Raw genomic sequence first — 6,820 nt, forward strand, 5'->3', positions numbered from 1 at the left:
TGTCCTAGCTGCGATCGCAGCCCTAGCCTACCTTGCCGCGCGATCGCTCTATCCAGTTTTTTACATTTTGGATCTACCCTGGGCGCGATCGATGATGTTTGGCGTGGGCAATTTGGGGATCATCACCCTATTCGTGATCAGCTTGCGCAGCCTAGGATCCTAAACTATCCGGTCAACAACCATTCGGTCCAAGAGGACAACCTCTCCGGTACTATAAACCTGTAGCCTCCTGATGAACCATCAGGGGCATTGTTGCATTGAGAACAGCTCAGCGAGATTATGGCTTCCAATCTATCCTTTGACATTGTCAGCGACTTTGACCACCAGGAAATGGTCAATGCAGTAGACCAAGCCATGCGAGAAATTCGCACCCGGTATGACCTCAAGGATACGAAGACCGAGATGGATCTAGGAGAGGATCTGCTTACGATTACCACCGACAGCGACTTCACCCTGCAGTCGATTCACATGGTGCTGCAAACCAAGGCCGTGAAGCGGGGGCTATCGCTGAAAATTTTTGACTACGGCTCGGTTGAATCCTCAAGCGGTAATCGCGTGCGGCAAGAGATCAAGCTGCAGCGAGGCATTGATAAAGAACTGGGCAAAAAACTGTCGAAGATCATTCGCGACGAGTTCAAAAAAGTGCAGGCCGCCCTGCAAGGCGACTTAGTCCGGGTCTCGGCCAAATCAAAAGATGACCTGCAACTGGTCATGCAGCGGCTCCGCCAGGAAGATTTGCCGGTTGAACTCCAGTTTGTGAATTATCGGTAGCATCTCCCAACCCTAGCCTCCCGGCGAGACAGTGCGGTGTTCTGCGTCTGAGACGATGTGCGTTGGTACGCTAAAGTTCCAGGGTCGCTAGACCCAGATACCTGATCCCGGCTGGCGTCACATCAAAGCGGCAGGGCAAAATCTCCACCCCGGCAGCGATCGCCGCCCGTAGAAGCTGACCGTAGGTGGGATCGGCCACATCACCGGGGGAAAAGCGATCGCAGTCGCCCCGGTTGATGAAATAGAGCATGACGGGGCGAGCCGTCTCGGCGATATGGATGAGTTCCCGCAAATGTTTCTGCCCGCGCGTGGTCACCGTATCGGGAAACAGGGCTAGGCTCCCCTGCACCCAGGTGGTATTTTTCACCTCAATATAGAGGGGGCGATCGCCCTCCGTCGGCTGCAGAACAAAATCGATGCGGCTTTTGCCATCTATACCGTAGGGCACCTCGGGGCGAATCTCTGTGTAGTCGCCTAGTTCAGCCAATCCGCGCTGTTCCAACAGCGATCGCACCACCCGATTTGGCAGCCCCGTATTCACCCCCACCCAGGTGGGCACCGTATCCTCCACCTCAATCAACTCCCAGGTGTAGGCCAGCTTGCGCTTAGGATTATCGCTTTTCGACACCTGCACCCGGTTACCCGGCACATAGACCCCGGTCATCGGGCCCGTATTGGGGCAATGGGCCGTCACCACCTCGCCACTATCCAGCTCGACGTCAGCAAAGAAACGTTTGTAACGGTTGATTAACCGCCCAGACAACAGCGGCGGGTAAGGATAAAACCAATCGATAACCATTCTGGCTCGGGGATCTAGAAAAGACACAACATCCAAGTCCAGTACGGCGCACTGGCTTTCAGAGTATGCCGTGATTGCACCAGCGCGTCAACTAGACGAGTTCACCCCAGACGCGATCGCCCCTGCCACCTGATCCCCGCAGGGTGGGGGTAACAGCGGTTACAAAACCATGACAACTGCTCTGTTACGCTTGTGAACGCAACTTCAAACAAGTATTTACCGTGGGCGCTGTTTGCATCCAGATTGTTGAAGGAAACCCTCATTTGCGATCGCTACTCGGTTGGCATTTGCAACAAACAGGGTATTGGGTTTACCAGTCGGCGGATCTCCATCAAGCCCGCGAGACATTTCAGACCAGGCAACCCAATCTCGTGGTGCTTGACTCTGAATTGCCTGGCGGTGACGGACTCGACTTTTGCCGATGGCTACAGAGCCAGCAGCAGGCATTTGTCTTGATGTTATCAGCCCGCACGACTGAATCAGATATTGTGACGGGGTTACGGGCAGGGGCAGATGACTATCTGACCAAGCCATTTGGAATGCAGGAATTTTTGGCCCGGGTAGACGCCTTGTCGCGCCGTAGCCGTATGGTCTCTGCTCCTGACTCCCTCAACTACGGAGAGCTAAAAATTGATTTAATTCATCGCCGCGTGCGCTTGAATGAAGAATCGATTGAGCTAACCCCTCAAGAGTTTAGTTTACTCTATGTTCTAGCCCAAGCTGGGGGCCTACCCCTGAGCCGGACAGAACTGCTGCGGCGGGCCTGGCCCGATGCCATCGATAACCATCGCACGGTGGATACCCATGTCCTTTCCCTGCGCAAGAAAATTGAGGTTGATCCCCGTCAGCCCAATTTAATTCAAACCGTACGGAATGTAGGCTACCGGTTTAACGTGGACGTGCTATCCCACGATCGCCCAACATCGATTAACGCCGCTAGCCATAACCACGGCACCACTCATAGTACGAGCGATCGTCCCTTATTTAACCATCGTCCGATCGCCAATGAGCATCCTTTTCCACGACTAGCAGAACGCTAAGCCCTAGTCATATTCAGCCTGCCATGGCTAGGAGATATCCATGTCCATGGGAAGGTAGCAGGCCAATCGCGATCGCCCGGCAGACTCAAGGTTAGACGTTTGGGCAGAATTAGCCGACGGTGTTTCGAGTAACTCCAGCCGTCCATTCATCCTGTCTAACAAAATTTGACACATCATCAGCGCCATGCCCACCGACACCGGTAGACGCGGACTGCCAGGCTGGAATCGTGATGGGCTTAGGGGCAGGGGCGTTTGGTTGCGAATACCCTGCAAAATCTGATGCATTAAGCGTTCTGGCGGAGGGCTAGCATTCATAAAATCCAAGGGTTCTCGCCAAGCGCTGGACGGACGATAGTCATCAATCCAGATTTCAACCTGCTGCTTGTCTGGTTGGGGATGAATGGAGACATGAATCGTTCCCTCCTCCATCAGCATAATCGGCATGTCGATCAGCATCACCAAGACCTGCTGTAGTCGCCGAGGATCTGCCTGTACCCAGATCTCTGGATCTACAGCATCCACCGAGAGACGAAGGTTTCGGTTCTTGGCCAGTAGGTTAGTTAAGGCGTAGGCTTCATCCAGCACGGTTGCAAGCTGCACACTTTGCAACGACTGTTGGGCACTGCCATACTCTGTCTTCGAGACCAAAATTAGACTATCCAGCAACGCCAAGAGCTTTTGAGTAGCCCCATAGGCTTGATTGATACAGTCGCGTTCCTCGTCGTGATCTTCACATAGATCCGTCAGAATCAGTTGATGCAGACTGATAATCGAACTGAGGGGCGATCGCAGTTCATGGGACGTACGCGCCAAAAAGCCAGCTCGGAACTGGCTCATCTCCGCTGAGAGGTAGTAGGCCAGCAGCGCTTCCTGCACCGCTTGATGGATGACCACATCAGGACGACTAGCCTCTACATCCGAGCGATGTATCTCCACTTGCTCAGGCTGGCCAGATTGGGGACGTTCGAGCAAACGCGAAAGCTGGGGGCGTGTGATCAGCCCGACACCAATGCCAACCATCAGAAATACCCAAGAAGTGAAGCCCATAGCCAAGTTAAAAATCTGACAAGGTAAGTGAACAGGAGCGGTAGGACAGAGAAATGTGATGTAGATACACAGAGGTAAGGCGATCGAAACGCCTCGATCTTAGCCTGACCCAACCCAGTCGTGATGAACCATGAGCTCTATGGAGAATCCTGGGATCCTGCAGCGACTTGGCTGTATGGAGATGCTATGGCGCTAGTTACATGGGTTAGGAGATCCAGAAACCCTGACAACATTCAAAGGTTTGAACGTTCGATCTAGGCCATGTCTCAACCAGACTGACCAAAGCTATATTACTGATAATCAACGAGCAGATGTTGTTACGACAACGGTAAGGTAGCGGAGATTTAGGTGATGATTGCAGCAAATGAGGACGTGTCCTGGCATAGCTACGCTCCCTCACAATGACACATGCTGTTTTCAACATTACCTCAGCATGGATAAAACGCAGCCAGTTGTCTCGCCGTCTTGCCTCCCTCTACGGTGTATCAGCGTGATCTAAAGCAGACGCATCGTCTATGTGACATGGAAGTCTTGCGTTGGGCGATCGCCCCGGTCATCTCGCATCCAGGCTAACACTAGCCTATAGGTAGATCGAGATCATCTGCTCCCACAATGATGTTCATGTCGGCAATGTTCATGTCAGCGACTACCCAGGAGACTGGCCAATCGCCCAAAAGGTTTCGGAGCCAGCATCATCGTAGCGATTGCCAGGCAAGCTGCGCCGCGCCGACCATACCGGCCTGATTGCCCAACTGGGCCGTCAACACCTGCAGCCCTTGCCGTGAACTTGGCAGCACCCGCTGCTCTAGCTCCGCCTGCATACTGGGAAAAAAGAAAGGGGCGCTAGCACTGACACCGCCGCCAATAATCACCGCTTCTGGCGTTAGTACATAGAGCAAACTGGCTAACCCTGCCCCCAGATCTCGTCCGTAGGCTTGCCAAAAGGCGATCGCTTCACCATCACCCTCGGCTGCCCGTCGTCCCAGCTCATCGGGCTCTAGCCCCGTGCGGCGGCGGATAGCCTGAACGGAAGCATATTGCTCCAGGGAGCCGCGATTACCGCTGTTGCAGGGCGGCCCATCGGGGTTGAGGGTAATCAATCCTAGTTCCCCAGCCGCCCCTTGGTGACCGACAAAGAGGTGACCGTTGAGAATAATTGCGCCACCCACCCCCGTGCCCAAGGTGAGCACAATCAAGTTGGCAATACCCCGCCCGGCCCCCAGCCAGGCTTCCCCCAGCCCGGCACAGTTGGCATCGTTGGCTAAGACTGTCAGTCGTCCGGTGCGTGCTTCCAGCCAATCCGCCAAGGGCACATTCTGCCAGCCCGCTAGATTGATCGCCACCTTCGCCACCCGGCCTGCGGCATCGGCCGGCCCCGGTGTGCCGAGACCGATCGCCCCGCACTGATAGTCGGGATCTAGGGTCGCGATCGCCCCCACCAAGGCTTCCAGCACCGCCTCAGGCGTCGCCGGTTGGGGCGTGGGAATCGTGAGTGAGCGATCGCAGGTTCCTTGGCGATCGAAACAGCCTAGCTTAATGGCGGTACCGCCCAGATCAATGCCGAACACCTGTTGAATGGATGACGTTTGCCCCACAGTTTTCCTCGTTTTCGTTGCTGGATATGGCCCATGGTGGGCTGGAGTGATGACATCGTGAGCGATCGCCCCATGTTGGCTAGACAACCTGCAGATCTCCCCCAACCCCTTGTCCGAAGGGCGGCTAAGACGCAAGGAATCTACGTTGCCGGGTTTCGGCTTCGCTCAACCCTCTACTTATGGGATTTGAGCTATGAAGCTACGTTGCCGGGTTTCGGCTTCTCAACCCTCTGCTTATGGGATTTGAGTATTGAGTATGGACTGGGAAACTAGCGCTCACGGCGTACTAGGGGATTGATCCAGTCATTCAACCCTTCACCCACCAGCGATAGCCCTACCACTAGACTGGTCATCGCTAGCCCTGGAAACATAGCCGTCCACCAGATGCCGGTGGGTAGAGCATCTAGGGCCTGCCGCAGATCCTGCCCCCATTCCGGCGTTTGTTCCGGCAGCCCCAGCCCGAGGAAGCCTAGCCCCCCCAGCACCAGAACTGCATCCGCCGCATTGAGGGTGAACAGCACCGGCACACTTTGAATCACATTTAGAGCCAGGTAGCGAGACAGCACCGTCCAAGTGGAAGCCCCCATGGCCTGGGCAGCTTCGATAAACAGCTCCGTCTTGACGCTCACGGTGTGATTGCGTACCACGCGGTAGTACTGGGGCACATAGGCAATACTGAGGGCGATCGCTGCATTCAACACCCCGCGCCCCACCATAAAGGCCAAGGTCACGGACAGCAGCAACCCTGGCAGGGTGTAGAGCGTGTCCATGAAGAAGAGCATCACCCGGTCTACCCGGCCTCCCAGATAGCCGCTGACCATGCCTAGGGGCACACCCACCAACAAGCTGAGCGTTGTAGCAAGCAGCACCACGTGCAGCGCCGCTCGGGTGCCAAACAGGGTGCGAGAAAAAACATCATATCCCTTGCGATCGGTGCCAAACCAATGTTCCGCTGATGGCGGCGAATGGATCGGATTTTCTAGGGGCACCTTAAAGGGATCCTGCAGCAGACCCCAGTCTTGAAACCAAGGGGCCAACAGGGCAATGACCACAAAGAAGGTCGTAATGATAATCCCTGCCCACATAAATCGGGTGGAGAGGCTAGGGGCGATCGCTCGCTGAAGTAAAGGCGGTAGGCTAGATTTCGCTTGGGTCACAGGGTTCATCAACTCTGGGATGATTCTACCAAGACTCTTGGCGCTCTTGGGACATCAGGCCGATCGCAGGGTCATTTGGGATTGCTGCAGGTGGTGCATGTGGTGGAATAAACGCCAGCAATATTGCTCCGACAACCCGCAGGTGACCGCTCCTCGCAAGACCACGTTGAAGTACCAATCGTTGGGAGCGTGCTCTTCGGTTAACTTCTCGATCACACTGTAGGTGCGCACGTGGGGATAGATGCGATCGCCTTGGTGAATTGCCACAGTAGCTTGCTGATAGCCCTCTTCCCGCTCATCGAGGCGATCGCTTAGATGCATGGGCAGTCGATAGAGCACCCCCTCTACACTGGCGCTAGCATCGGGCACCACGTCCAGCACACCGCAGTTACGCAGACGCGATCGCCGGAA

General features: G+C 55.2%; 7 protein-coding genes. 2 read left to right on the forward strand and 5 right to left on the reverse strand.

Annotated features, from left to right (window positions below):
- The first annotated feature begins 279 nt into the window (after positions 1–279).
- Positions 280–771 carry a YajQ family cyclic di-GMP-binding protein gene (locus V6D20_04455; GenBank protein HEY9815044.1) on the forward strand — a complete coding sequence of 164 codons (492 nt, stop codon included), beginning with the start codon at positions 280–282 and terminating at the stop codon, positions 769–771.
- Between the two features lie 70 nt (positions 772–841).
- On the opposite strand, the gene sfsA is transcribed toward V6D20_04455, so the two are convergent.
- Positions 842–1,570 carry a DNA/RNA nuclease SfsA gene (gene sfsA / locus V6D20_04460; GenBank protein HEY9815045.1) on the reverse strand — a complete coding sequence of 243 codons (729 nt, stop codon included), beginning with the start codon at positions 1,568–1,570 and terminating at the stop codon, positions 842–844.
- A gap of 221 nt (positions 1,571–1,791) precedes the next feature.
- Here sfsA and V6D20_04465 point away from each other — a divergent pair, with 221 nt between their 5' ends.
- Positions 1,792–2,610, forward strand: coding sequence for a response regulator transcription factor (locus tag V6D20_04465; GenBank protein HEY9815046.1), 819 nt, complete (start codon positions 1,792–1,794; stop codon positions 2,608–2,610).
- Between the two features lie 27 nt (positions 2,611–2,637).
- Here the strand turns inward: V6D20_04465 and V6D20_04470 are convergent, their stop codons facing one another.
- From V6D20_04470 to V6D20_04485, 4 genes are all read right to left on the reverse strand, one after another.
- On the reverse strand, positions 2,638–3,657 hold the full coding sequence (locus V6D20_04470) for a HAMP domain-containing sensor histidine kinase (GenBank protein HEY9815047.1): 1,020 nt from the start codon (positions 3,655–3,657) through the stop codon (positions 2,638–2,640).
- Between the two features lie 692 nt (positions 3,658–4,349).
- A complete protein-coding gene (locus V6D20_04475; protein HEY9815048.1) occupies positions 4,350–5,339 on the reverse strand; it encodes an ROK family protein in 990 nt (329 codons plus the stop codon).
- A gap of 182 nt (positions 5,340–5,521) precedes the next feature.
- The gene (locus V6D20_04480; protein HEY9815049.1) at positions 5,522–6,409 is read right to left on the reverse strand and encodes an ABC transporter permease; all 888 of its coding nucleotides are present in this window, start codon (positions 6,407–6,409) and stop codon (positions 5,522–5,524) included.
- A gap of 54 nt (positions 6,410–6,463) precedes the next feature.
- Positions 6,464–6,820: gamma-glutamylcyclotransferase (locus V6D20_04485; GenBank protein ID HEY9815050.1), on the reverse strand; the 357-nt coding region annotated here is incomplete at its 5' end.

The organism is Candidatus Obscuribacterales bacterium, from assembly GCA_036703605.1.
Classification (GTDB): Bacteria; Cyanobacteriota; Cyanobacteriia; order RECH01; family RECH01; genus RECH01.

What these genes read in the sequence shown, in the direction of transcription:
- V6D20_04455 (HEY9815044.1), top strand. Translation starts at nt 280, where the DNA reads ATGGCTTCCAATCTATCCTTTGACATTGTCAGCGACTTTGACCACCAG.
- sfsA (HEY9815045.1), bottom strand. Translation starts at nt 1,570, where the DNA reads ATGGTTATCGATTGGTTTTATCCTTACCCGCCGCTGTTGTCTGGGCGG.
- V6D20_04470 (HEY9815047.1), bottom strand. Translation starts at nt 3,657, where the DNA reads ATGGGCTTCACTTCTTGGGTATTTCTGATGGTTGGCATTGGTGTCGGG.